The following is a 23,144-nucleotide window of genomic DNA, read 5'->3' on the forward strand; positions in this document are numbered from 1 at the left end:
TGGCTGGCGCGAAACTGGTTTTCACGGCGGTCACCGGCACGGTGAGCTATCAAGTTAATCCGGGAATGATGAATGGATAAGATCGAAGTTCGGGGCGCACGCACCCATAATCTCAAGAATATCAACCTGATTATCCCGCGCGACAAACTGATTGTTGTCACCGGCTTATCCGGTTCAGGCAAGTCCTCTCTGGCGTTCGATACGCTGTACGCCGAAGGCCAGCGCCGCTACGTCGAGTCGCTGTCGGCCTACGCACGCCAATTTTTATCCTTAATGGAAAAACCGGACGTCGACCATATTGAAGGTCTGTCTCCGGCGATTTCGATTGAGCAAAAATCAACGTCACACAACCCGCGTTCTACCGTCGGGACCATCACCGAAATCCACGACTACCTGCGTCTGCTGTTTGCCCGCGTGGGCGAGCCGCGCTGCCCGGATCATAATATTCCGCTGTCAGCCCAGACCGTCAGCCAGATGGTGGATAACGTACTGGCGCAGCCGGAAGGCCAGCGTCTGATGCTGCTGGCGACCATCATTAAAGACCGCAAGGGTGAGCACACCAAGACGCTGGAAAACCTGGCGTCGCAGGGCTATATCCGTGCACGTATTGATGGCGAAGTCTGTGATTTGTCCGATCCGCCAAAATTAGAATTGCAGAAGAAACACACCATTGAAGTGGTCGTTGACCGCTTTAAAGTGCGTGATGATCTGGCGCAGCGTCTGGCGGAATCCTTTGAAACCGCGCTCGAGCTTTCCGGCGGTACCGCCGTGGTCGCCGATATGGATGATCCGAAAGCCGAAGAAATGCTGTTCTCTGCCAACTTCGCCTGTCCGGTGTGTGGCTACAGCATGCGCGAGCTGGAACCGCGGATGTTCTCGTTCAACAACCCGGCCGGTGCCTGTCCGACCTGTGACGGTCTGGGCGTGCAGCAGTTCTTCGACCCTGATCGCGTGGTGCAGAACCCTGAGCTTTCACTGGCGGGCGGTGCAATCCGTGGCTGGGATCGCCGTAACTTCTATTACTTCCAGATGTTGCGCTCTCTCGGTGAGCATTATGATTTCGACGTGGAAGCGCCGTTTAACGCACTGAGCAGCGATGTGCAGCACGCCATCCTGCACGGTTCCGGCAAAACCACCATTGAATTCAAATACATCAACGATCGCGGTGATACTTCGATTCGTCGCCATCCGTTTGAAGGCGTGCTGCACAATATGGAGCGCCGTTATAAAGAAACGGAATCCAGCGCAGTACGTGAAGAACTGTCGAAATACATCAGCAACCGTCCATGTACGTCCTGCCGGGGCACCCGCCTGCGCGAGGAAGCGCGTAACGTGTTCGTGGAAGAAACCACGCTGCCGGAAATCTCTGATTTCAGCATCGGTCATGCGATGGATTTCTTCCGCAATATGAAACTCAGCGGTCAGCGCGCCAAAATTGCGGAAAAAGTGCTGAAAGAGATCGGCGATCGCCTGAAATTCCTGGTGAACGTTGGTCTGAACTATCTCTCGCTGTCCCGTTCTGCGGAAACGCTGTCCGGCGGCGAAGCCCAGCGTATCCGTCTGGCGAGCCAGATTGGTGCCGGTCTGGTGGGCGTGATGTACGTGCTGGATGAGCCGTCTATCGGCCTGCATCAGCGCGACAACGAGCGTCTGCTGGAAACCCTGATCCATCTGCGCGACCTCGGTAATACCGTGATTGTGGTCGAGCACGACGAAGACGCGATCCGCGCCGCTGACCATATTATTGATATCGGTCCGGGTGCGGGCGTGCACGGTGGCGAAGTGGTGGCAGAAGGCACCGCAGAAGACATTATGGCGACCGAGAATTCACTGACCGGCCAGTTCCTCAGCGGTAAACGTGAAATCTCCGTCCCGGCGCAGCGTGTTCCGGCAGATGCCACCAAAGTGCTGAAACTTTCCGGCGCCAAAGGCAACAACCTGAAAGACGTCACGCTGACGCTGCCGGTAGGCCTGTTTACCTGCATCACCGGCGTATCCGGTTCCGGTAAATCGACGCTGATTAACGACACGCTGTTCCCGCTGGCACAGCGCGAACTGAATGGCGCGACCATTGCCGAAGCGGCACCGTATCGCGAAATTGAAGGTCTGGGGCATTTCGATAAAGTCATCGACATCGACCAGAGCCCGATTGGCCGTACACCACGTTCCAACCCGGCGACGTACACCGGTATTTTCACGCCGGTGCGCGAACTGTTTGCCGGTGTACCGGAATCCCGTTCGCGCGGCTATACACCGGGGCGTTTCAGTTTCAACGTCAAAGGCGGACGCTGCGAAGCCTGTCAGGGCGACGGCGTGATCAAAGTCGAAATGCACTTCCTGCCGGATATTTATGTGCCGTGCGATCAGTGCAAAGGCAAACGCTATAACCGCGAAACACTGGAAATTAAATACAAAGGCAAGAGCATCCACGAAGTGCTGGAGATGACCATTGAAGAAGCGCGTGATTTCTTCGATGCCGTCCCTGCCCTTGCGCGTAAATTGCAGACGCTGATCGACGTCGGTCTGACCTACATCAGCCTCGGCCAGTCAGCGACCACGCTGTCCGGCGGTGAAGCGCAGCGCGTGAAACTGGCGCGTGAGCTGTCCAAACGCGGCACCGGTCAGACGTTGTATATTCTCGACGAACCGACCACCGGCCTGCACTTTGCCGATATTCAGCAACTGCTGGAAGTGCTGCACCAGTTACGCGATCAGGGCAACACCATTGTGGTGATTGAACACAATCTGGACGTGATTAAAACCGCGGACTGGATTGTCGATCTCGGGCCGGAAGGCGGTGCGGGCGGCGGACAGATTCTGGTCGCCGGTACGCCGGAAACCGTCGCGGAATGCAAAGAATCGCATACCGCACGCTTCCTGAAACCGCTGCTGGAACGCCACAGCCAGCAGGCGAAGAAAAGCGCTTAATGATTTAGCTCCTCTCCTGCCCAGAGGTGATAGTGCCGATCAGCGCCCTCCCCTGCGAAGGGGAGGGTTGGGGTGGGGTATTAATGGAAAATCAATAAGTTGAATTAGGCTTTAACGTTGGTTATGCCTTTAGAACCCCCTCCCATCCTCCCCCTTCGCAGAGGGAGGCGCGTAGATCACTTAAATATCTTCTGCACAAATTCCGCGTAGGCCGGGCGCCAGACGTCCATTTCATGGCCGAGATTCGGGTATTCGTGGTAATCGAATTTAATCTTTTTCTCTTCCAGCTCCGTTTTCAATCCGGCAATATCCTTGCCCGTCACCACATCTTTCTCACCGACAACCACGGTGAAGTTTTTCAGCTGCGCGTTGATTTTCTCCGGTTCAGCGAAGCGTTTCTCTACGTCGGCATTCGGCACCGTGGTGGTGCTGACACCGCTGAGTGTCGCCAGCCAGCCGAACTGATCGAGGTGGGTCATGCCACTGACCAGCGTCTGATAGCCGCCCTGTGAAAGCCCCGCCAAAGCGCGTCCTGCAGCGTCATCACGTACGCGGAAAGTTTTGGAAATCAGCGGGATAATGTCACCGGTCAGTTCTTTATCGGCGGCGGCAGCATTGCGCGGATAGAATTCCTTGCGGCGATCTTTGGTGACGTAATCCTCCGGCACCACACCTTTGGCATCGGTCTCGGTATCTGGAATGACCACCAGCATCGGCGCGATTTTTTTCTCCGCCAGCAGGTTATCCATGATTTGCGGAATGCGCCCCTGATCCAGCGCCGAGCGGCCGGTGTCGCCAAAACCGTGGTAGAAATAGAGCACCGGCAGCGGCGTTGAGGCATCGCTGTAACCCGGCGGCGTCCATACCGCGACCTGACGTTCAGAATTCAGCGCGGCGGAATGATAGGTCAGCGTGCGGACTTCGCCGTGCGGCACGTTTTTCACATCCAGAATACTGCCCGGCACCAGGATCAGGCTGGTGTTCACCTGACGCTGCGGTTTTGGCATCGCACTGCCCGGATCGGCAATCCGCAAGCCATCAACGTTGAAGAAATATTCATACAGATCGGGTTTCTGGGCATGCGATGTCCAGCTCCAGACGCCTTTATCGTCTTTGGTCATCTGATGCGGAATGTAGGTCACCGGCGTGGCACCGGTCACCACATCGACATGTTCGGCGGTCGGCGCATACAGCCGGTAAGTGATGGTTAAATCGGGATTTACCGCCGTGATGTAATTCTTCGCAGGTACCGACGCATCAGGATCCTGCGGCAGACTTTGCGCAGAGACGGTCAGGGGGAACGGCGCACTGAGCGCCAGAATCAAAAGCGTGGCAAGATTCAGCCGGTTACGGGTCATCATCCTTTCCTTCTGGGTTGGCGTGAGCAAACGGACACCGGTCCTCAAGTAACTCACTGTTTTTGCACAACTCTCAGAGTAGGTTATTTTTGCCGCCCGCGAGCGTGATCCGCATCACTGTTCAGAGGATGCGTCTAACGCATGAAGTTGCGGAAGCGCACTCAGCCGCTGATAAGCAAAGTCCCAGAATGTCCGCACCTTGCGCGGCATTTGCTGCACATGCTGCGCCATCAGTTGTACCGGCAACGGCAGCGGCTCGAAATCCGTCAGGATCCGCACCATCGCGCCCGCCTGCACATCATCACTCACCTGATACGACAATAGCCGCGCGATCCCCTGCCCGCTGCGCACCGCCAGCAACTGGGATTCCACGTCATTGGAGAGCAGACGCGGCGACAACCGGACGCGCAGTTCATCCTCGTGCGGCCCGAAACGCCATTCGCGGATTTGCGTGCGCAGCGTGCCCATCACCGTCTGATGCGAGGCCAGTTCCGACGGATGCTGCGGCTCGCCATGCTGCGCCAGATACGCCGGGCTGGCGACCAGCACGCGGGTGACTTCGGCGACCTTGCGCGCCACTTTGCCTGAATCTTCCTGATGGCCGATACGCACCGCCAGATCCAGCCCTTCGTCGATCAGATCCAGATTGCGGTCATTGAACATCATTTCAATTTGCATATCAGGATGTTGCGCCAGAAATTCCATCACCAGCGGCGCGACGTGTTTACGGCCGAACTGCACCGGCGCGGTGATGCGCAGCAGGCCGCTGAGCTGGGTTTCTGCCGTGTCTTCCACCGCGTTCTGATACTGACTGAGCAGCAGCCGGGCTTTTTCCGCCAGCCGTGCGCCCGCTTCTGTCGGTGCCAGACTGCGGGTGGTGCGCTCCACCAGCCTCGCGCCAAAACGGTGTTCCAGCGAGGCAATGGCGCGGGTGATCGCCGGAGGCGAACGGTGAAGTTTGCGGGCAGCTTCCGCCAGGCTGCCATACTGAAGTACAGCGACAAAAATCGCCATTTCGTCTAAACGGTCCATAGATTCTTCCACAAAGTGAAACACTCAATTTCAATCTTCGTGGATCACAATCATTTAGTGCAAGAGTAATCTTGTCGTCAGACCCTAAAGGAGACAGCCCATGCCCGCCATTCAACTTTACAGTACCCCGCTTTCCGGACACTGCCACCGCGTGACCCTGCTGCTGAACATGCTCAGCCTGCCGTTTGAGACGAAAGACGGCGGTCAGGAAGTGCGTCAGAGCGCCGGATTCGCGCAACTCAATCCGCTGCGACAGGTGCCGGTACTTATCGACGCAGAACACGTGCTCACCGACAGCAATGCGATTCTGGTGTATCTGGTGAAACGCTATGCGCCGGACAGCCACTGGTTACCGGAAGATCCGCTGCAGGCCGCCGAGGTGCAAAAATGGTTGTCCCGCGCCGCCGGTGAAGTGCGCTACGGTCCGGCATCCGCCCGCATGGTGAAACAGTTTTCTGCACCGGAAGTGTATGAAAGTGCGCTGAAAGTGACGGCGAAATTCCTGCCGCAGCTTGAACAGCATCTGGAAAGCCGGGAGTTTCTGGCGACGGAGCGCGCCACGATTGCCGATCTGGCCTGTTACGGCTATGTCGCCACAGCACCGGAAGGCGGGGTTTCTCTGGCAGATTATCCGGCCATTCAACGCTGGCTGAAACGGATTGAAAGCCTGCCGGGCTTTACGCCACTTCCGGCGTTGCCACTGCCTGAAATTGCGGGGTAAAAGACGATGAATAACCCTTTCCATGCAGACGAAATCCTGGCTCAGGACATGGCAGGGTTTGACGTCACCGCGCACGGTATCCGCGAAGCGATGCCGGAACAGCACCGGCTGTTTTTCGCCGCATTGCCGTATCTGTTTATTTCGACGCTGGATGACAGCGGCTGGCCAGTGGCAACCCTGCTGACCGGCCCCGCCGGGTTTATCCGTACGCCGGATGACAGCCATTTGCGGATCAATGCGCCGCGCCGGGATGATGATCCGGCGCTGGCCGCCTTACAGCCGGGGAAACAGATCGGCGGGCTGGGGATCGATTTCTCCAACCGGCGGCGTAACCGCGTGAACGGCAGGATCGGGCGCATGGATAAAAATCGCCTCGAGATCCTCGTCGATCAGAGTTTTGGCAATTGTCCGCAGTATATTCAGATCCGCAAACTGGCCGATGTGCCGGTCCGTTTGCCGCTTCCCGCACGGGAAGACATGAGCGAACCGGATGACGATGCCCGCGCACTGATTGCCCGCGCCGATACGTTTTTTATCGCCAGCCACGCCCACGGCGGTGCCGATGTGTCGCATCGCGGCGGTCAGCCGGGGTTTGCGCATCTGGCGGGCAACCGGTTGTGGGTGCCGGATTTTCGCGGCAACCGTTATATGAATACGCTGGGGAATTTACTGGCAGAACCGCGCGCGGCGTTGCTGTTTATCGATTTCGAAAACGGTGACCTGTTGCATGTTCAGGGGCACACGCAGATCCACTGGCAACCGGAAGACATTCCCGGACCGGCGGGCGCAGAGCGTTACTGGAGTCTGGACATCACCCGTGTGTGGCGTTTTCGCGCCGCACTGCCGTGGCGGGCTGAAGCGGTGGATTTCTCCCCCGCCACGCTCAGCAGCGGTCAGTGGCCGCAAAATCAGCGGCCGATTTCCTGACGTACGGCTTCCGGCAGGCCGGAGACCACCAGCTGATAGGAACCGTCGATCAGATAATAAAACTGGGAATCGGGCAGCGAACCGTCGAGGAACACCGTGTTCCAGTGCGCTTTATTGAGATGATCACCCGGCACGATATCCGGGTGTTGGGCGCGTAATTGCTCAGCCAGCTCCGGGCTGGTTTTCAGCGAAATCGCCTCGCGGCCATCGATTTCACACACCATGGCAAACATCGCGTCGCCCACTTTTACCTGATTTGCACCGCGCTGATTTTCCACACTTTGCTCTGCGCCGGGTTTCCCCATGCAATAGGTCAGCAGTTCCGAACTGGTCATGTTTGGGTTTCTCCTTGTAACGTGAAAGCTACGTGGCACGAAAGTGCCCTCGGTTAACCATAGCAAACCTGAACGATTTACAGGCTTAACACAGAAGTCTTTTCTTTCTCAATGACAGGACGGGGAATGTCTCCTTTCTTACGCGCACCGATTTCTTCAATGATTTTGGCGAAGCGTGCTTCGTTGAGTTTGTAAAATACGCCCATGATGATCGCCGCGCTGATCGCCAGTAAGCAGGGCCAGATAAAGATCAGCTGGCGCAAGCCGAGTAAAGTCGCGCTGCTTTGTACCGCATTCGGGATATACCCGATCTGGGTCAGCATGATGCCGGGCAGAAAACCGGCGAGCGCGGCGGAGATTTTTCGCGAAAAGGTGTAACCGGTATACACCGAGCCTTCGGCGCGGATGCCGGTTTTCCATTCGCCGTAATCGACGGTATCCGGCACCAGCGCCCAGTTCAGGCTGTTGACAAAGGCGGTGCCAAAGAACGCCATGCAGGAGAACAGCACAAAACTCAGCGAGCTGTTTCCCCACAGGAAATTAAAGATATCGCCGGTCGCCCACAGCAGTAATCCGCCCAGATACACCTGTTTTTTACCAAACCGTTTCACGCAGCCCGGCACCAGAAAGACACCGACCAGAATGCAGCCCATGCTGAAAAAACCCATCCACGACAGCAGATGAATATCGTTGAGGACGTACTGCGTGTAATACACCTGGATCGCCAGTTTGATGTTAAACGCCGCCAGCGTACACAGGTTGGCGAGGCACAGCACCAGCAACGGCGGATTGCGAAATATGGCGCGGAACGACCGCAGAATGCCGGATTTATGCCCCGCAGGCGTGAGTTCAACGTAACGTTCCCGCACGCCGCGATAGCACCAGCCCATACACAAAATGCCGCAGGTGGCGAAAATCAGCGCGGCGGAGAAATACCCCACCGACGGTGAAGCGCCGAGCAATGCCTGCACCGGCATAAACCCGACGGTACAAAGCAGCAACCCGAGGGTCGCGCCGCCCTGCCGCCAGGCTGCCAGCTGTGCCCGTTCGTGTGGATTTTTGGTGATGGCGGGCACCATCGCGCCGTACGAACAGTTCATCAGGCTGTAGAACAGGCCGAACAGCATAAACAGTACGGTGGCGAGCGCCGTCTTCACCGGCAGGCCAAAATCATTCGCCATAAACTGCGCGGTCGCCACCAGCCCGACCGGCACCGAGGCATAGAGAATAAACGGCCTGAACTTACCCCGCGCGCCAATACGGCGGCGTGAATCGAGTAACACGCCGGTCAGCATATCGGTGAAGGCGGTGAAAAATTTCGCCACCAGAAAGATGATGCCGCCATAAAACGCCGGCATCCCCAGTTCATCGGTATAAAATTTCAGCAGATACAGCGTGCCGATACACAACATCAGGTTCGAGCCAAAATCGCCCATTCCATAGGCGCACTTCTCACGCAACGTCAGCGGATCAGGGTGATGACACTCTTTCATAATCGATCCTCACAGTGAATGCCTTATGCCGTCTGCTTGCGCTGCTCGATTTCGGCCACGATGCGTACGTACATTTTCTCATTGAGGTTATAGAAGCAGCCCATCGCCACGATGGTGATCGCCGCCAGCGCGCAGGGATAGATGAAGATCAGCTGGCGCAGCCCTTCCTGCGTGCCCGCCGACTGCACGACGTTAGGCACATAGCCGATTTGCGTCAGCATCAGGCCGGGGAAGAAACCCGCCAGCGCCTGCGAGACTTTGCGGAAGAAGGTAAAACCGGTGTAGACCGTGCCTTCCGAACGCACGCCGGTGCGCCATTCACCGTATTCCACCGTGTCGGAGACCAGCGCCCAGTTCAGGCTGTTGACGAACGCCGAGCCGAAGAACGCCAGACAGGAGAACGCCACAAAACTGACCGAGCCGCTGCCGTAGAAGTAGTTGAGGATGTCGCCGACAATCCACAGCGCCAGACCGCCGATATAGACTTTTTTCTTGCCGAACCGCCGCACGGCAGCGGGCATCAGGAACACGCCGATGAAAATGCATCCCATGCTGAAAAAGCCCATGTAGGAGAGCAGGATCGGATCGTTGAGCACGTACTGCGTGTAATACACCTGAATTGCCAGTTTGACGTTGAACGCCCCCAGCGTGCAGAGATTGGCGATGCACAGAATGAACAGCGGACGGTTACCGGCAATCGCCCGGAATGACTGCAACAGCCCCGGTTTTTGCGTGTGACTGGCGGGCTGCGCGTCGACATAACGCTCTTTCACCCCGGCATAACACAACCACATAAACAGCAAGCCCACCAGCGAGAACAGCGTCGCGGCAAAAATATAACTGCGCTGCGCACTGCCTTCCAGCAGGTTCATTACCGGCACAAACCCGACGGTACACAACAGCAGCCCCAGCGTGGCTCCGCCCTGACGCCATGCCGCCAGTGAGGCGCGTTCGTCCGGATTTTTAGTGATGGCAGGCACCATCGCGCCATAGGAACAATTCATCATGCTGAAAAATAATCCATACAGCATGAAGAGCAGCGTCGCCACCACGGTTTTACCGGTGATCTCCAGCGGCGTGCCGACGAAATTGGCGACCGCCAGCAAGGTCACCGGAAACGCGGCGTATAACACGAAGGGGCGGAATTTGCCTTTCGGCCCGATTTTACGGCGAGAATCCAGCATGATGCCGGTGCCCATATCGGTAAACGCGGTAAAGAATTTGGCGATCAAAAAGATAATGCCGCCGTAAGTCCCCGGCAGGCCGAGCACGTCGGTGTAAAATTTCAGCAGATACAGCGTGCCGATATCGAGCAGGATATTGGAGCCTAAATCCCCCATGCCGTAGGCCAGTTTTTCCCTGAAAGGCAGGCGCAGGGTCGCAGGGTTTTCCGGTGTTGTCTGACTCATTATTATTCTCCTTCACCTGCCGGAGCGATGTCCTGAACCCCGGCGGGTGAGCCTTATCAGAGGTAACGTAATTCGCCGAACAGCGCTGCCCACTCGCTGTCTGCACGATAAAAGACCGGCGGTTTACCCAGCGGCGCGGCCACTGTGATATCGCCGCCTTGATGGGTTTCACCGGTCCAGGCGTTGATCCAGGTATCCTGCGGCAGATACAGCGACCACTCGCTGCGCCCTTCTTCATGCACCGGTGCCACCAGCAGATCGCGGCCAAACAGGTACTGGTATTTCAGCGTGTAGGTACGGGTATCGTCTTCATAATGCAGGAACAACGGCCGCATCACCGGCAAACCGCTCTGGCTGTTATGCTTCACGGCCTGTCTGATGTAAGGCTTGAGATGGGTGAACACGCCGGTCATACGGGCGAAATGCGCGATGGTTGCCGCGTCGCCGTCAAACTGCCAGTTATCACCCGGACGGTTGCCTTCGTGGGTGCGCATCATCGGCGTGAAAGCGCTGAAATCGCACCAGCGCAGCAGCAGTTCTTTGCTGCGTTTCATATCAAACAGCGTGGTATAACCGCCGATGTCGCTGTGATGCAGACCGTGGCCGCTCATCGCCAGTGATAAAGCTGCCGGGATCACCGAGGCCAGCCCGTCATCCAGGCTCCAGTCAACGTTCTGATCGCCCGCCCACATCATGGTCGAATACTTCTGGCTGCCGGTGTATCCGGCGCGCATAAAGAACAGCACCTCGCCGAGTTTGCCGGTTTCCTGCAAGGCTTCGTAATTGCACTTCGCCCACAGGGCGGGCCAGGCGTTGTGCATAATTTCCGCGCTGACGCCGTTATGCAGGAAAGTATCAGTAGGCAGATATTCGCCAAAATCGGCCATCCAGCCGCCACAACCCAGCTCAATCAGGTTCTTCTTGATGACGTCTTTAAACCACTCATAGGCCGCGGGATGAGTCAGATCGACCACGCCTGCGTAAAACTCACCGAACTCTACGTGGTAATCCTCGCCACGGGCGTCTTTGGTCAGATAGCCGTGTTCGGATGCCTCTGCGCATAAGTCACGATCGCTGGCGACGTACGGATTGATGTAAGAAAGAAACTGCACGCCCTCTTCTTTCCAATGCGCGATACGCTCGTCGAGTTGCGGATACAGCTCGCAGTTCCACTTCCAGTTCCACATCACACGTTTGCCAAACGAGGTCATGCGGATACCTGACCAGTCCTGCGCCCAGAGGCCGTTGACCTTCACGCCGCCGTCACGCATGGCGTCGAGTTTTTGCTGGCAGACGTCCGTGCCCCCCTGAATGCCCAGCGTCACGCCGTCGTACACCCAGTCCGGCAGTTCGGGCTGGCGGCCTAACAATGCGGTGAGTTTTTCCAGCAGGCTGATATAGCTGTCGGCGCATTCAAAACGCAGCGTGGCGTTGTCTTCCCAGAAGGCCAGTTCGTGATAATCCGGCGCACTGAAATCGAAATTCATATAGCCGCTGTTTTCAACGTGGCAGTAAACTTTCTGCGTGCTGACAAAAGTGGGTTGCGGGAAGAACGTCCAGTAATAGTCGCCGCCTGCGTTCTCTTTGCAGTCGGCCTGCCAGGTGACATAGGTCTGTTTGTTGCGCCCGACGCCCTGTTCGCTGGTCCACAGCGGGAAGGGTTTGCCGCGCAAATCAAAGTAGGAAAACTGTTCGCCGCAGCCGTAAATATGATCTTCTGGCTGTGCCGCCAGCCGCAGCCAGATGCGGTTATGCGCGCGGTTGTCGTTTTGCAAAGTCAGCTGTAAACGCCCGCTGTCATCGGTGGTGATCACAAGCGAAGCGCTGAGGCTGTCGCCCCGGCTGAAATGCAAATCCCATCCCGCCGGCTGCGCGGTAATTTTTACCTCGGTCAGGGCCACCTTTTCATTCAGGCGATCTTTAATACTGAAATTGCCACGGAACATCTCGATATCCGCCTCGCCGCGGCCAATCCATAAACAGGGCGCTTGCGCGGTATGACGTAAAATCAGGCGCTGCTGATAAATCAGCGAAAATTCATTATTACCGGCGATAAATTCAATCTGAGTATTTTTATTTTGTAGGGTACTCATGATGGTCTCCGTGATGTTTATTTTGCATTGATGTCCAGCAGACCGGCGGCCACGGCGGGTGCCAGCCCCGGTGCCAGCGGCAGGCGCGGGATCACCAGACAGTGCAGAAGATGATAAATATCCTGTTTGCCATCCCAGACTTTGGTGGTGACTTTGTTGTCGGTATCCAGCTCCTGCCACCACGAGCCGTTTTCATAGTCCATCAGGTATTTGACGCAGTATTCCCACCATGTCTGATACCAGCTTTCGTATTGCGCTTCGCCGGTCAGGCAGTGCAACGCATACGCGGTGCCCATCGCCTCGACAATGGGCCAGCGCACCCGTTCGCGCACAATAGGCTGCCCTTCCCAGTCCACGGAATAAACAAAGCCGTCTGCGCCGTCCGGTGCCCAGGCATCGCGGATCGTGGCGTGGAACAGCCCTTTGGCATCTTCCAGCAGCCAGGCTGGCGGCGTTTCAAAACGGGCTTCAAGCGCGGCATGAAGATGCAGCATCAGGCGGCCCCATTCGATCCAATGGCCGGGCGTGCCGCCGTAAGCGCGGAAACGGTGCGCCGGATTGTCTTTGTTGTAATCGCGGATCGGGTTCCACTGCGTATCGAAATGTTCATTAACGCGATACTCACCCCGGCGGGCGACGTCATGAATGATCACCGAGGCAATTCTCAGTGCGCGATCCAGCCATTTGCGCTCGTGCGTGACGTCGTAAACGATCAGGAAGGCTTCGACCGCGTGCATATTGGCGTTACCGCCGCGATAGGCTTCGGTTTCGCTGAACGCTTCATCCCACGACTCGAGACACATCTGTTCATCTTCACTCCAGAAGTATTTTTCGGTCACACCGATGGCCTGATCGAGCAATGCTCTGGCGTCGGGATGGCCGGTGGTGACCGCACTGGCCGCGCCCAGCAGGACGAAGAAATGCTGATAACCTTGTTTTGAGGCATCCACCACGCCTTCATCGTTTACGCAGGCGTACCAGCCGCCGTGCTGTTTATCCGCCAGCGCACCGTTGAGCGCGCGGATGCCGTGATCGACCAGCGAATACGCACCGGGACGGCCCATGCCTGCGGCAACGGAATAGACGTGCAACATGCGGGCGGTGATCCACAAATGGGTGCCCATATCCGGCCGCACTTGCCCGTTATTGCCCAGCCAGCCGAAGCCGGTGGGCACGGCGGCATTTTTGCCAAAATCGAAAATCCGGTCGGTTTCCTGCTCAAGCCAGCGATGGTGGCTTATCGTGTTAAACCATTTCATTTTCAACTCCTTTCGTTAGCGGCGACGCGCCATCATTTCGTCCACAATGTCGCCCAGACGCTGCAATTTAGGCGCGGAAATATCCCTGAGCATGAGTTCGGTATCAGGTAAACCGACCACGGATGACCAGACCGCACGGCCTGCGAGAAAACCGGATGCGCCCGCCGTCATGGCGACGCTGACCGCGCGCGGGAAGAGTTTTTCATCGACGCCGGAAGAGAGGATCACCCACGGCATATGAATATGTTCATTGAGGTGTTGCGAGGCGCGCAGCAGTTCGGCCTGCGTGCCGCGCCCGCTGAGCGGCATTTCGACTTTATAAAGGTCAGCGCCGCTGTCGCCGAGTTCTTTTGCGGCATCGATAATCGCCTGTTCGCGGTCAAATTTGTCGCCACGACGCGGCGGCCTGACCACCGGCTCGATAATGCTCAGCAAGCCGTGCGCATGGCAGCGTTGATTGAAGGCTTTCACCATCTCCAGGCGCTGTTGCGGGTCTTCATCGCTGCGCCACAGCACCAGCAATTTCAGCGCCTTGCCGCCGTTTTCCCTGACCTGCTGCGGATCGACATTGTTGTCGATCACCACGCTGTCCACCGGAATGCCATTGCCCGGAATAAATTCGTCTGCCGCGACAATCATCGCGCAGCTTTTCGCGATGGCCTGTTGCTCAACAATCTGGCGGTAACAGAACTGCTGATCGACCAGAATCGCGGAAGCGTACGGCGATAAAATCCGCGCAGCATTGACTTTAAAATCGGTCAGCACCTGATCGGTGACCGGGGCTTTTGCGCCTGCGGCCATGAACATTAAGCGCATCGCTTCCCGCTGATCGACCGCCAGCATGGCGAAGCCGCCGGAAGGACGGGTGATATCGTTAAGGCTGTAGTGAGTCATGCAACTTTCCTTGGTTAATGCGTTACGGATGTGTTTTCTGAGGCAGACCGGCGCTGGTGCGCACCTGCTCGAGAATGGCGGTCCAGTCCTGACGCCCGCGCCCGGCGGCGCGCGCCTGGTTGTACACTTCGCGGGAAGCCGCACCGAGCGGCATCGGCACATGCAACTGGTTGGCGACGTCCAGCGCGATACCGAGATCTTTATGGGCGAGGTCAATCATGAAGGCCGGTGACAGATCGCCTTTCAGCACTTTGTTCGGCCATGAAGTCGTGAAGTGGCCTTTTCCGGCAGGGGTTCCGCTCATCACCTGCAACGCCACATCGAAAGAGAGATCCAGCGCTTCGCACAGCACGGCGGCTTCGGCGGAGAGCGCATTCAGCGCGATGCTCATGTAGTTATTGATCAGTTTGACGCGGATGCCTTTGCCCGGCCCGCCCGCATTGATCAGCTCTGATCCCATCGCCATCAGCACCGGCGTGGCACGCTCAACCTGTTCCTGCGTACCGCCAGCCAGCAGCAATAAGGTCCCCGCGACGGCGTGATCGGAGGTTCTGCCCACCGGCACGTCCATCAGGCTGAACCCTTTTTCGTGCATCTGTGCGATCAGCGAGTCGGTCTGCAACGGGTGAATGGTCGACATGTCGATCACCAGCGCCGACGGACTCAGGGTTTCGCAAATGCCATCGCGGCCAAAAAGCACATCGCGCACCAGATCGCCGTTGGGCAGCATGGTGATGACAAATTCTGCGCCCTCCGCCGCCTCTGCCGCGCTCCTGCTACCTGTTGCGCCCTGCCGCCCCAATGCTGCCACCGCCTGCGGATTGACATCGAACACGCTGAGGCGGTGTCCCTGTTTAATCAGATTGGCGGCCATCGGCGCGCCCATTTGCCCCAGCCCTATAAATGCCACATTTGCCATGCGTCTCTCCTTTGCGCTGATCAGCCATGTCACTTTTTGATAATCAGCGGTGTCTTTGTTTGTCGTTTTTTGATCGTATTTGTAATTTCAGGTCAAAAAATTGACAGCCATCACTTTTTTAACAATTCGCTGAATTAAAATAACCTCATCAAAACACGCTTAAGGAATAGCCATGATTCGCATTGCCTGTGTCGGGATCGCCGTAATGGACCGGATTTATTACGTGAATGAATTACCTGCGGAAGGAGGGAAATATGTCGCTGAAAAATATCATGAAGTGGGTGGGGGCCCGGCGGCCACGGCAGCGGTGGCGGCGGCTAAACTGGGCGCGCAGGTGGACTTTATTGGCCGCGTGGGCGATGACGATACCGGCAACCGGCTGCTCGCGGAGCTGGAATCCCTGGGGGTAAACACCCGCTATGTCCGCCGCGTTGAGCAGGCCCGTTCGTCACAATCCGCCATCCTGGTGGATCAGCACGGGGAGCGGATCATCATCAATTATCCCAGCCCGGACTTGCCCGTTTCCGCGACCTGGTTGCAGGCGCTCGACTTTTCGCAATGGGATGTGGTGCTGGCGGATGTGCGCTGGCACGACGGCGCGAAACAGGCATTTACGCTGGCGCGTCAGGCCGGTGTGCTCACCGTGTTGGATGCCGATGTGACGCCGCAGGATATCGCCGGTCTGGTGACGTTAAGCGATCACAGCGCATTCTCTGCCCCCGGCTTGCAACGGCTGACCGGCGAAGCAGATGCCGGTTCTGCGTTAGTCAAAGCCCAAACGCTCACAAAAGGTCAGGTGTATGTCACACAAGGCGGGCAAGGTTGTCTGTGGCTGGAAAATGACAGCCTGCATCATCAGCCGGGTTTTGCCGTCAGGGTGGTGGATACCACCGGCGCGGGGGATGTTTTTCACGGTGCGCTGGCGGTCAGTCTGGCGCAGGGCGCCTCTTCCGGCGAAGCCGTGCGTTTTGCCAGCGGGGTGGCCGCACTGAAATGCACACAGCCGGGTGGCCGTGCGGGGATCCCTGACTGTGATCAGACCCGGTCTTTTTTGTCACTTTCTGTATAGAATACGACTCATACGCTCATTTTAAAGGATGTATCCATGAGTCTTACTGAACTGACCGGCAATCCGCGTCACGATCAATTGCTCGGGCTGATTGCCGAACGCGGTTATATGAACATTGAAGAACTGGCGGCGCTGCTGGATGTATCGACCCAAACCGCCCGCCGCGATATCCGCAAGCTCAGCGATCAGGGGCTGATCACCCGCCATCACGGCGGCGCGGGACGTGCCTCAAGCGTGGTCAATACTGCCTTTGAGCAGCGCGAGATATCCTGGACGGAAGAGAAAAAAGCCATTGCGGAAGCCATTGCTGATTACATTCCCGACGGTTCGACGGTATTTATCACCATCGGCACCACCGTCGAGCAGGTGGCGCACTCGCTGCTCAATCACAACCGGTTGCGGATTATCACTAACTGTCTGCGCGTCGCGCATATTTTGTATAAGAATCCGCGCTTTGAAGTGATGGTGCCCGGCGGCACGTTGCGCCCGCACAACGGCGGGATAATCGGCCCGGCGGCCACGGCGTTTGTCGCCGGATTCCGTGCCGATTATCTGGTGACCAGCGTCGGCGCGATTGAAGGTGACGGTGCCCTGCTGGAATTTGACGTCAACGAGGCCAGCGTAGTGAAAACCATGATGGCGCATTCACGCCATATTCTGCTGGCGGCCGATCACACCAAATATCATGCCTCAGCAGCGGTCGAAATCGGCAACGTCTCGCAGGCCACGGCGCTGTTCACCGACGAACTTCCGCCCGCCGGATTGCTCAAGGTGCTGAAAAACCATCAGGTCGAAGTGATTAAAGTCAGCGCATCGGAATAAAAAAAGCCGACATTTCTGTCAGCCTTATACACATCCAATCCCCTCAATAATTCGGGTTACGGGAAGGCAGTAAGTTCAGGAAGCCCCGGGAGCAGGGACGTAGCCTGTGACCGGGGTGAGTGAACGCACCCAACGCATCCGTAGCCCGAAGTATGACGGGAATTTACTGGACGGCGGCGAAAGCTTCAGCCACCTGTTTCACATTGTGGTGATTCAGACCTGCCATACAGACGCGGCCGCTGAGGATCAGGTAAACACCGAATTCCTCACGCAGACGGACAACCTGCGCTTCGCTGAAACCGGTGTAGCTGAACATCCCGCGCTGTTGCAGCAGGTAGTCAAAATCACGGCCCGGCAAGGCGGTTTTCAGGCTGTCGACCAGCGTGTGACGCATTTCCAGAATACGGGTACGCATCTTCTCCACTTCCGCTTTCCACTGGGCATTCAGCGCGCTGTCGCTCAGGACTTTCGCCACCACTTTTGCCCCGAAGTTCGGCGGGCTGGAGTAGTTGCGGCGCACGGTGGCTTTCAGCTGACCCAGGACACGTCCCGCCGCGTCGCTGTCTTCACAGACCACAGACAGGCCGCCGACACGTTCGCCGTACAGGGAGAAGATTTTTGAGAAGGAGTTACTGACGAAGCAGTTGACGCCCGCAGCGGCCATCGCGCGGATGGCGTAAGCGTCGTCGTCGATGCCCGCGCCAAAGCCCTGATAGGCGATGTCGAGGAACGGGATCAGCTCGCGCTGTTTGGTAATTTCAATCACCTGATCCCACTGCGCTGGCGTGAGGTCAGAACCGGTCGGGTTATGGCAGCACGGGTGCAGCAGCACGATGCTTTGCGCCGGTAAGGTTTTCAGGCGTTCAGTCATCGCGGTGAAATTCACACCCAGCGTTTGCGGATCAAAGTACGGATAGGTATGGACTTTAAAGCCCGCGCCACCAAAGATCGCCACGTGGTTTTCCCAGGTCGGGTCGCTCACGTAAACGTCTGAATTCGGGAAGTAAAACTTGAGGAAATCCGCACCGACTTTCAGTGCGCCGGAACCGCCGACGGTCTGAATGGTCGCGATACGCTGTTGTTTCAATGCCGGATGATCCGCACCAAACAGCAGTTCCTGAATGCCTGCGCGGTACGCCGGCAGACCTTCCATTGGCAGATACACTGACGCGGCCTGTGGCCCGGCGTTCAGCTGTTGCTCTGCATTTTCCACCGCAGCCAGTTGCGGAATAATACCCTGCTCGTCGTAATAAAGACCGATGCTCAGGTTTACCTTATCTTGTCTCGGATCGGTCTTGAAGCTTTCCATCAGCGACAAAATCGGGTCACCGGCATAGGCATCGACATGTTGGAACACGGTATACATCTCCTTGGTTTGGTTGAGTGGCGCTGCGATCCACGTCCGGCAGCCCGGCGCATCGCAACTGTTTCACAGACTATCAAAGTTCGTTAAAAAAGATGACAACTATGTTGTCATTTAGCGGGCACACCGTGCGTATCAAACCGCCCGTTCGTCTGAGATGCTGATTTCCTCGCATGGACTACGATCAAATGGACCTCTCATTCTTTCCGGAGTAAACCAATGACTACTCAACATTCACTGCAAGACAAAGCCGCTTTCGTTCAGGGCGGTTCACGCGGCATCGGCGCGGCTATCGTTCAGCGTCTGGCCAGCGAAGGTGCCAGTGTGGCCTTCACTTACGTCTCTTCCGATGACAAAGCCCAGGCGCTGGTGAAAAGCATCGAGGCCAGCGGCGGTAAAGCACTGGCAATCAAAGCCGACAGCGCCGATGAAACCAGCGTGCGTACCGCCATCGACAGCGCGGCAAACGCATTCGGTAAAATCGATATTCTGGTGAATAACGCCGGTGTGCTGGCGTTCGGCGAAATCGACGCGCTGACGATGGATGATTTTGACCGCACCATCGCCGTCAACGTGCGCAGCGTGTTTGTCGCCAGCCAGCAGGCGGCGCGCCATATGCCTGACGGCGGCCGTATTATTACCATCGGCAGCGTCAACGCCGACCGTATGCCGTTCCAGGGCGGCGCGGTGTATGCCATGAGCAAATCCGCCATCGTCGGCCTGACCAAAGGTCTGGCTCGGGATTTAGGTCCGCGCGGCATTACCGTGAATAACGTGCAACCCGGCCCGGTTGATACCGATATGAACCCGGCGGACGGCGAAATGGCTGACGGTATGCGTTCTTACATGGCGCTCAACCGCTATGGCAAAGACAGCGAGATCGCCAGCTTCGTGGCTTATCTTTCCGGCCCGGAAGCGGGTTACATCACCGGCGCGAACCTGACCATTGACGGCGGTTTCGGCGCGTAATTGCGGTCACGTCAGGTATAAAACGGTAGATATAAAAATGGCGCACACGTTGCCGGTCAACGCGTTGCGCCATTTTTTATCCTTATCGTTAGACGCTGTAGCGCCCCGGACGGTGATTCATCGCGATAATCAGATTCACAATCACCGCACCCAGCACCGAGGCAATCAGCATTTCGTAACTGACGACGAACAGCGATGCCAGCACGATGCAGCAGTCCACGCCCATTTGCAGTTTACCGGCGCGGATACCGTATTTGTCCTGCAGAAACAGCGCCAGAATGTTCACGCCGCCGAGGCTGGCTTTATGGCGGAACAGCACAATAAAGCCGATGCCCATGATCACATTGGCAAACAGCGTGGCGTAGAACGGCTGAAGATGATCGAAATGGACAAACATCGGATGCAGGTCCGAGAAGACCGACACCAGCGCGACGGCGGCAAAGGTTTTCAGGGTGAACTGCAACCCCATACGGCGGAAAGAGAGATAATAGAAAGGTAAGTTAATGATAAAAAACGCGGTACCGAATGACACCTGCGTCACGTAATGCGCCAGAAATGCCATTCCCGCCGTGCCGCCGGTCAGCGCGCCGACCTGCCGTAACATCACCACGCCAAAAGAGACCATCAGCGTACCGATAATGATCGCCAGCGCATCTTCAATCAACGTATGCCCGATACGCGGCTGCTCAACCGGTGGTTTGATGTCTTCTACAGTTGCCATAATTCCCCAGTTCCCGAAATATTCATGCGTAATTACCCTTTCCGGATAATTAATGAGATGGGGAATTAAGGCAATATTCGCGCACGGAATTTGCATTAAAAATCGAAAATAAGATTTTGCGACGCGTTAATTATTCTTTACATGCACAGAATACGCATACTCATGCAAAATAATGCACCATCACGGTGAGCTTGCACCAAAATAAATCCCCGTTATAGTGCACGGGAAATATCAGGTTAATAATCTCAGACCAGCGTCAATAAGCCGTTTTCTTTTAACCGGTTAAGGACGACGGATGTTTTCACATGGGCAACACTTTTATGCACTGACAGGATTTGGCTAATCAACGCACTTAAACCCGCTAAATCTTTGACTGCCACTTTCAGTAAATAATCGGCATCGCCGGTGGTTTTATAGGCATCAATAATGGCATCCACTTCGCCCAGCATACTGTGAAAGGCATCGACCTGCGCAGGTAAGTGGTTGATAAGGCGGACTTCGATTAAACCGATCATTCCCAACCCTAACGCTTCCGGTGCCAGACGGGCATGGTAGCCGAGGATCATCTGCGCCTGCTCCAGACCAATCCGGCGGCGTGAGCATTGTGAGGCCGACAGCCCCACCAGTTCGCTTAATTCCTGATTGGTCAGTCTTCCGTTGGCTTGTAATAGGGTCAGAATTTTCAGGTCGTAATCATCAACGCTGTACATAGCAGTTTTCCTGTCGTTTTAATTTTTATGAGTCGGAATTGTATTGCAAAGACTATACCGGTTAATTACTTATCGGCTGTTTTTTCTTATACTTGCGCACATTGATACCGCAAGGAAAAAATAATGAAAAAAGTCCTCTGTTCTCTTGCCTTACTGTCTGCTTTACCCGGTTTCGCAAAAGCGGATCCCACGTCTTCCCATCTTGAGCGCGTATTACAGAAAGGCTCGCTGAATGTCTGCACCACCGGCGACTATAAGCCGTATACGTTTTTGAAAGAAAACGGCCAGTATGAAGGCATTGATATCGCCATGGCCGAATCGCTGGCGGCGAGTCTGGATGTGAAAGTGAACTGGGTGCCGGTCACATGGAAAACACTGCCGGACGAAATGAGTGCCGGACATTGTGATATCGCGATGGGTGGCATTTCGGTCACGCTGAAACGCCAGCAGAAAGCCTGGTTTGCCAATGTGCTGGATCAGGACGGGAAAATCCCGCTGGTACGCTGCGAAAACGTGCGTCAGTACCAGACGGTTGAACAGCTGAACCGCCCTTCCGTGCGTCTGATTGAACCGGCGGGCGGCACCAACGAAGCCTTCGTGCACAGCCATCTGCCGAAAGGCACGCTGACGCTGAGCGATAACGTGACCATTTTCCAGAAGCTGGTGGATAAGAAAGCGGACGTGATGATCACTGATGCGTCGGAAGCGCTGTATCAGCAGAAACACTATCCGAAACTCTGTGCGGTGAATCCGAAAAAGCCGCTGCAATATGGCGAGAAGGCATACATGCTGCCGCGTGATGACGTGAGCTGGAAGATGTATGTCGACCAGTGGCTGCACCTGAGTAAAGCCACCGGTGACTATCAGAAAATTGTCAGCCAGTGGCTGGGCGTGAAGAAGTAAGGTTTAGTCGCCAGTATAAATGCGGGCAACGCGCTCGCTGAGTTGTGTGATCAGCTCATAAGCACTGATACCGGTTGCCTGCGCGATGCGCTCAACCGGTAATTTTTCGCCCCAGAAAATCACTTCATCACCGACCTTATCGGTAGCGTCCGGCCCTAAATCCACCGTGATCATGTCCATCGACACGCGTCCGGCCACCGGCACTTCGCGGCCATTCACCAGAACCGGGGTGCCGTTCGGCGCACTGCGCGGATAACCGTCGCCATACCCCATCGCCACCACACCCAGACGGGTATCGCGGTCACTGACCCAGGTACTGCCGTAACCCACCGGATCGCCGGCGAAATGCTCACGCACGGCAATCAGGCTGGAGGTCAGGGTCATTGCCGGTTGCAGCCCGAAATCGCGGGCGGTACCGGTTTCCATCGGCGAGACACCGTACAAAATAATCCCCGGACGAACCAGATTCATATGCGATTCCGGCCACAGCAAAATCCCGCCGGAAGCGGCGATAGATTTTTGCCCCGGCTTGCCTGCCGCAAAGGCGTTAAAGCAGTTCAGCTGTTTCGGCGTGGCGTCACTTTGCGGTTCATCGGCGCGGCAGAAATGACTCATCATATTGACCGGCTGAACCGCATTTTTACAGGCGCTCAGGCGCTGATAAAAAGCATCGGCCTGTGCCGGATGCACGCCCAAACGGTGCATACCGGTGTCGATTTTCAGCCAGACATTCAGCGGACGGGCCAGTTGCGCGTTTTCCAGCGCCTCAAGTTGTTCAATGCTGTGAACGGCGGTATCGAGCTGATGCTCGACCAGCAGCGGTAATTCGCTGGCGGAGAAAAAACCTTCGAGCAGGAGGATGGGTTTCACCACACCGGCTTTACGCAGCGACAGCGCCTCGCTGAGCCGGGAGACACCGTAATAATCGGCGTCCTGCAAACTGTGCACCGTCTCCAGCAGACCGTGCCCATAAGCGTTTGCTTTCACTACCGCAACCAGACGACTTTGTGGCGCCAGATGACGCACCCGTTGCAGATTGTGTCGCAGAGCGCGGCGATCAATGACAGCCGTAGCCGCTTTCATTTTGAGTCCTTTGCATGAAATTATTGGGGTTTTAGCAGCCTAAAGGGGCGTTATTGGCGCAGCCAGTTTGCGTTCGGCCAGCGCGGAAAAACCGGAGTGTACACGTAGTACACGAGGATTTTGAGCACTGCCCGGA

General features: G+C 56.5%; 20 protein-coding genes. 7 read left to right on the plus strand and 13 right to left on the minus strand.

The features are described from left to right. Nucleotides 1-72 precede the first annotated feature (72 nt). A complete protein-coding gene (gene uvrA / locus EYY67_RS17425) occupies nt 73-2,928 on the plus strand; it encodes an excinuclease ABC subunit UvrA (protein WP_095924348.1) in 2,856 nt (951 codons plus the stop codon). A 176-nt stretch (nt 2,929-3,104) separates the two neighbouring features. Here the strand turns inward: uvrA and EYY67_RS17430 are convergent, their stop codons facing one another. Continuing rightward, nucleotides 3,105-4,286 carry an esterase gene (locus EYY67_RS17430; RefSeq protein ID WP_131694016.1) on the minus strand — a complete coding sequence of 394 codons (1,182 nt, stop codon included), beginning with the start codon at nt 4,284-4,286 and terminating at the stop codon, nt 3,105-3,107. A gap of 114 nt (nt 4,287-4,400) precedes the next feature. Then, nucleotides 4,401-5,318, minus strand: a complete 918-nt coding sequence (locus EYY67_RS17435; protein WP_131693998.1) for a LysR family transcriptional regulator — start codon at nt 5,316-5,318, stop codon at nt 4,401-4,403. 100 nt (nt 5,319-5,418) lie between these two features. Between EYY67_RS17435 and EYY67_RS17440 the strand changes: the two genes are divergently transcribed. Continuing rightward, on the plus strand, nt 5,419-6,039 hold the full coding sequence (locus EYY67_RS17440) for a glutathione S-transferase family protein (protein ID WP_095924343.1): 621 nt from the start codon (nt 5,419-5,421) through the stop codon (nt 6,037-6,039). 6 nt (nt 6,040-6,045) lie between these two features. Then, nucleotides 6,046-6,966 (plus strand): pyridoxamine 5'-phosphate oxidase family protein, encoded by a 921-nt coding sequence (locus EYY67_RS17445; RefSeq protein WP_131693999.1) that lies wholly within the window; start codon nt 6,046-6,048, stop codon nt 6,964-6,966. On the opposite strand, the gene EYY67_RS17450 is transcribed toward EYY67_RS17445, so the two are convergent. The 7 genes from EYY67_RS17450 to yihU form a co-directional block, all read right to left on the minus strand. Further along, nucleotides 6,948-7,301, minus strand: coding sequence for an MmcQ/YjbR family DNA-binding protein (locus tag EYY67_RS17450; protein WP_119823703.1), 354 nt, complete (start codon nt 7,299-7,301; stop codon nt 6,948-6,950). The two genes, EYY67_RS17445 and EYY67_RS17450, sit on opposite strands and share 19 nt — an antisense overlap. A gap of 77 nt (nt 7,302-7,378) precedes the next feature. Then, a complete protein-coding gene (locus tag EYY67_RS17455; RefSeq protein WP_095924340.1) occupies nt 7,379-8,794 on the minus strand; it encodes an MFS transporter in 1,416 nt (471 codons plus the stop codon). Between the two features lie 23 nt (nt 8,795-8,817). After that, on the minus strand, nt 8,818-10,203 hold the full coding sequence (locus tag EYY67_RS17460; protein ID WP_131694000.1) for an MFS transporter: 1,386 nt from the start codon (nt 10,201-10,203) through the stop codon (nt 8,818-8,820). A 56-nt stretch (nt 10,204-10,259) separates the two neighbouring features. Further along, nucleotides 10,260-12,296, minus strand: a complete 2,037-nt coding sequence (locus tag EYY67_RS17465; protein WP_131694001.1) for an alpha-glucosidase — start codon at nt 12,294-12,296, stop codon at nt 10,260-10,262. A 17-nt stretch (nt 12,297-12,313) separates the two neighbouring features. Next, entirely contained in the window at nt 12,314-13,555 is a 1,242-nt protein-coding gene (gene yihS / locus EYY67_RS17470) for a sulfoquinovose isomerase (protein WP_131694002.1), read from the minus strand. Between the two features lie 15 nt (nt 13,556-13,570). Beyond that, nucleotides 13,571-14,449, minus strand: coding sequence for a sulfofructosephosphate aldolase (gene yihT, locus EYY67_RS17475; RefSeq protein WP_131694003.1), 879 nt, complete (start codon nt 14,447-14,449; stop codon nt 13,571-13,573). Nucleotides 14,450-14,471: 22 nt separating this feature from the next. Further along, nucleotides 14,472-15,368: a sulfolactaldehyde 3-reductase gene (yihU, locus tag EYY67_RS17480; protein ID WP_095924335.1), complete on the minus strand. Its 897-nt coding sequence runs from the start codon at nt 15,366-15,368 to the stop codon at nt 14,472-14,474. A gap of 172 nt (nt 15,369-15,540) precedes the next feature. On the opposite strand from yihU, the gene EYY67_RS17485 reads away from it, so the two are divergent. Next, nucleotides 15,541-16,437 carry a sugar kinase gene (locus EYY67_RS17485; RefSeq protein ID WP_119823715.1) on the plus strand — a complete coding sequence of 299 codons (897 nt, stop codon included), beginning with the start codon at nt 15,541-15,543 and terminating at the stop codon, nt 16,435-16,437. Nucleotides 16,438-16,473: 36 nt separating this feature from the next. Beyond that, a complete protein-coding gene (locus tag EYY67_RS17490) occupies nt 16,474-17,259 on the plus strand; it encodes a DeoR/GlpR family DNA-binding transcription regulator (RefSeq protein ID WP_095924333.1) in 786 nt (261 codons plus the stop codon). Between the two features lie 163 nt (nt 17,260-17,422). On the opposite strand, the gene EYY67_RS17495 is transcribed toward EYY67_RS17490, so the two are convergent. Then, the gene (locus EYY67_RS17495; protein ID WP_095925259.1) at nt 17,423-18,616 is read right to left on the minus strand and encodes an amino acid aminotransferase; all 1,194 of its coding nucleotides are present in this window, start codon (nt 18,614-18,616) and stop codon (nt 17,423-17,425) included. 225 nt (nt 18,617-18,841) lie between these two features. Here EYY67_RS17495 and EYY67_RS17500 point away from each other — a divergent pair, with 225 nt between their 5' ends. Beyond that, on the plus strand, nt 18,842-19,591 hold the full coding sequence (locus EYY67_RS17500; RefSeq protein ID WP_119823717.1) for a 3-oxoacyl-ACP reductase family protein: 750 nt from the start codon (nt 18,842-18,844) through the stop codon (nt 19,589-19,591). Nucleotides 19,592-19,679: 88 nt separating this feature from the next. Here EYY67_RS17500 and EYY67_RS17505 read toward each other — a convergent pair whose 3' ends face one another. Together EYY67_RS17505 and EYY67_RS17510 are read right to left on the minus strand one after the other, a co-directional pair. Beyond that, a complete protein-coding gene (locus tag EYY67_RS17505) occupies nt 19,680-20,312 on the minus strand; it encodes a YitT family protein (protein WP_131694004.1) in 633 nt (210 codons plus the stop codon). A 245-nt stretch (nt 20,313-20,557) separates the two neighbouring features. Further along, complete coding sequence (locus EYY67_RS17510; protein WP_131694005.1) at nt 20,558-21,022, minus strand: Lrp/AsnC family transcriptional regulator; 465 nt, start codon at nt 21,020-21,022, stop codon at nt 20,558-20,560. Between the two features lie 123 nt (nt 21,023-21,145). Between EYY67_RS17510 and EYY67_RS17515 the strand changes: the two genes are divergently transcribed. Next, on the plus strand, nt 21,146-21,925 hold the full coding sequence (locus EYY67_RS17515; protein ID WP_095924328.1) for a transporter substrate-binding domain-containing protein: 780 nt from the start codon (nt 21,146-21,148) through the stop codon (nt 21,923-21,925). A 3-nt stretch (nt 21,926-21,928) separates the two neighbouring features. On the opposite strand, the gene alr is transcribed toward EYY67_RS17515, so the two are convergent. Next, nucleotides 21,929-23,008: an alanine racemase gene (gene alr, locus EYY67_RS17520; protein WP_131694006.1), complete on the minus strand. Its 1,080-nt coding sequence runs from the start codon at nt 23,006-23,008 to the stop codon at nt 21,929-21,931. Between the last annotated feature and the right edge of the window lie 136 nt (nt 23,009-23,144).

The sequence above is a fragment of the Rahnella victoriana genome (assembly GCF_004330295.1).
GTDB lineage: Bacteria > Pseudomonadota > Gammaproteobacteria > Enterobacterales > Enterobacteriaceae > Rahnella > Rahnella victoriana.

Excerpts from the sequence above, each read along its gene's own strand:
- EYY67_RS17500 (WP_119823717.1), top strand. The coding sequence starts at position 18,842 with ATGACTACTCAACATTCACTGCAAGACAAAGCCGCTTTCGTTCAGGGC.
- EYY67_RS17490 (WP_095924333.1), top strand. The coding sequence starts at position 16,474 with ATGAGTCTTACTGAACTGACCGGCAATCCGCGTCACGATCAATTGCTC.
- EYY67_RS17485 (WP_119823715.1), top strand. The coding sequence starts at position 15,541 with ATGATTCGCATTGCCTGTGTCGGGATCGCCGTAATGGACCGGATTTAT.
- yihS (WP_131694002.1), bottom strand. The coding sequence starts at position 13,555 with ATGAAATGGTTTAACACGATAAGCCACCATCGCTGGCTTGAGCAGGAA.
- yihT (WP_131694003.1), bottom strand. The coding sequence starts at position 14,449 with ATGACTCACTACAGCCTTAACGATATCACCCGTCCTTCCGGCGGCTTC.
- EYY67_RS17435 (WP_131693998.1), bottom strand. The coding sequence starts at position 5,318 with ATGGACCGTTTAGACGAAATGGCGATTTTTGTCGCTGTACTTCAGTAT.
- EYY67_RS17445 (WP_131693999.1), top strand. The coding sequence starts at position 6,046 with ATGAATAACCCTTTCCATGCAGACGAAATCCTGGCTCAGGACATGGCA.
- EYY67_RS17465 (WP_131694001.1), bottom strand. The coding sequence starts at position 12,296 with ATGAGTACCCTACAAAATAAAAATACTCAGATTGAATTTATCGCCGGT.
- EYY67_RS17440 (WP_095924343.1), top strand. The coding sequence starts at position 5,419 with ATGCCCGCCATTCAACTTTACAGTACCCCGCTTTCCGGACACTGCCAC.
- EYY67_RS17450 (WP_119823703.1), bottom strand. The coding sequence starts at position 7,301 with ATGACCAGTTCGGAACTGCTGACCTATTGCATGGGGAAACCCGGCGCA.
- EYY67_RS17515 (WP_095924328.1), top strand. The coding sequence starts at position 21,146 with ATGAAAAAAGTCCTCTGTTCTCTTGCCTTACTGTCTGCTTTACCCGGT.
- EYY67_RS17430 (WP_131694016.1), bottom strand. The coding sequence starts at position 4,286 with ATGACCCGTAACCGGCTGAATCTTGCCACGCTTTTGATTCTGGCGCTC.
- alr (WP_131694006.1), bottom strand. The coding sequence starts at position 23,008 with ATGAAAGCGGCTACGGCTGTCATTGATCGCCGCGCTCTGCGACACAAT.
- uvrA (WP_095924348.1), top strand. The coding sequence starts at position 73 with ATGGATAAGATCGAAGTTCGGGGCGCACGCACCCATAATCTCAAGAAT.
- EYY67_RS17460 (WP_131694000.1), bottom strand. The coding sequence starts at position 10,203 with ATGAGTCAGACAACACCGGAAAACCCTGCGACCCTGCGCCTGCCTTTC.
- EYY67_RS17505 (WP_131694004.1), bottom strand. The coding sequence starts at position 20,312 with ATGGCAACTGTAGAAGACATCAAACCACCGGTTGAGCAGCCGCGTATC.
- EYY67_RS17455 (WP_095924340.1), bottom strand. The coding sequence starts at position 8,794 with ATGAAAGAGTGTCATCACCCTGATCCGCTGACGTTGCGTGAGAAGTGC.
- yihU (WP_095924335.1), bottom strand. The coding sequence starts at position 15,368 with ATGGCAAATGTGGCATTTATAGGGCTGGGGCAAATGGGCGCGCCGATG.
- EYY67_RS17510 (WP_131694005.1), bottom strand. The coding sequence starts at position 21,022 with ATGTACAGCGTTGATGATTACGACCTGAAAATTCTGACCCTATTACAA.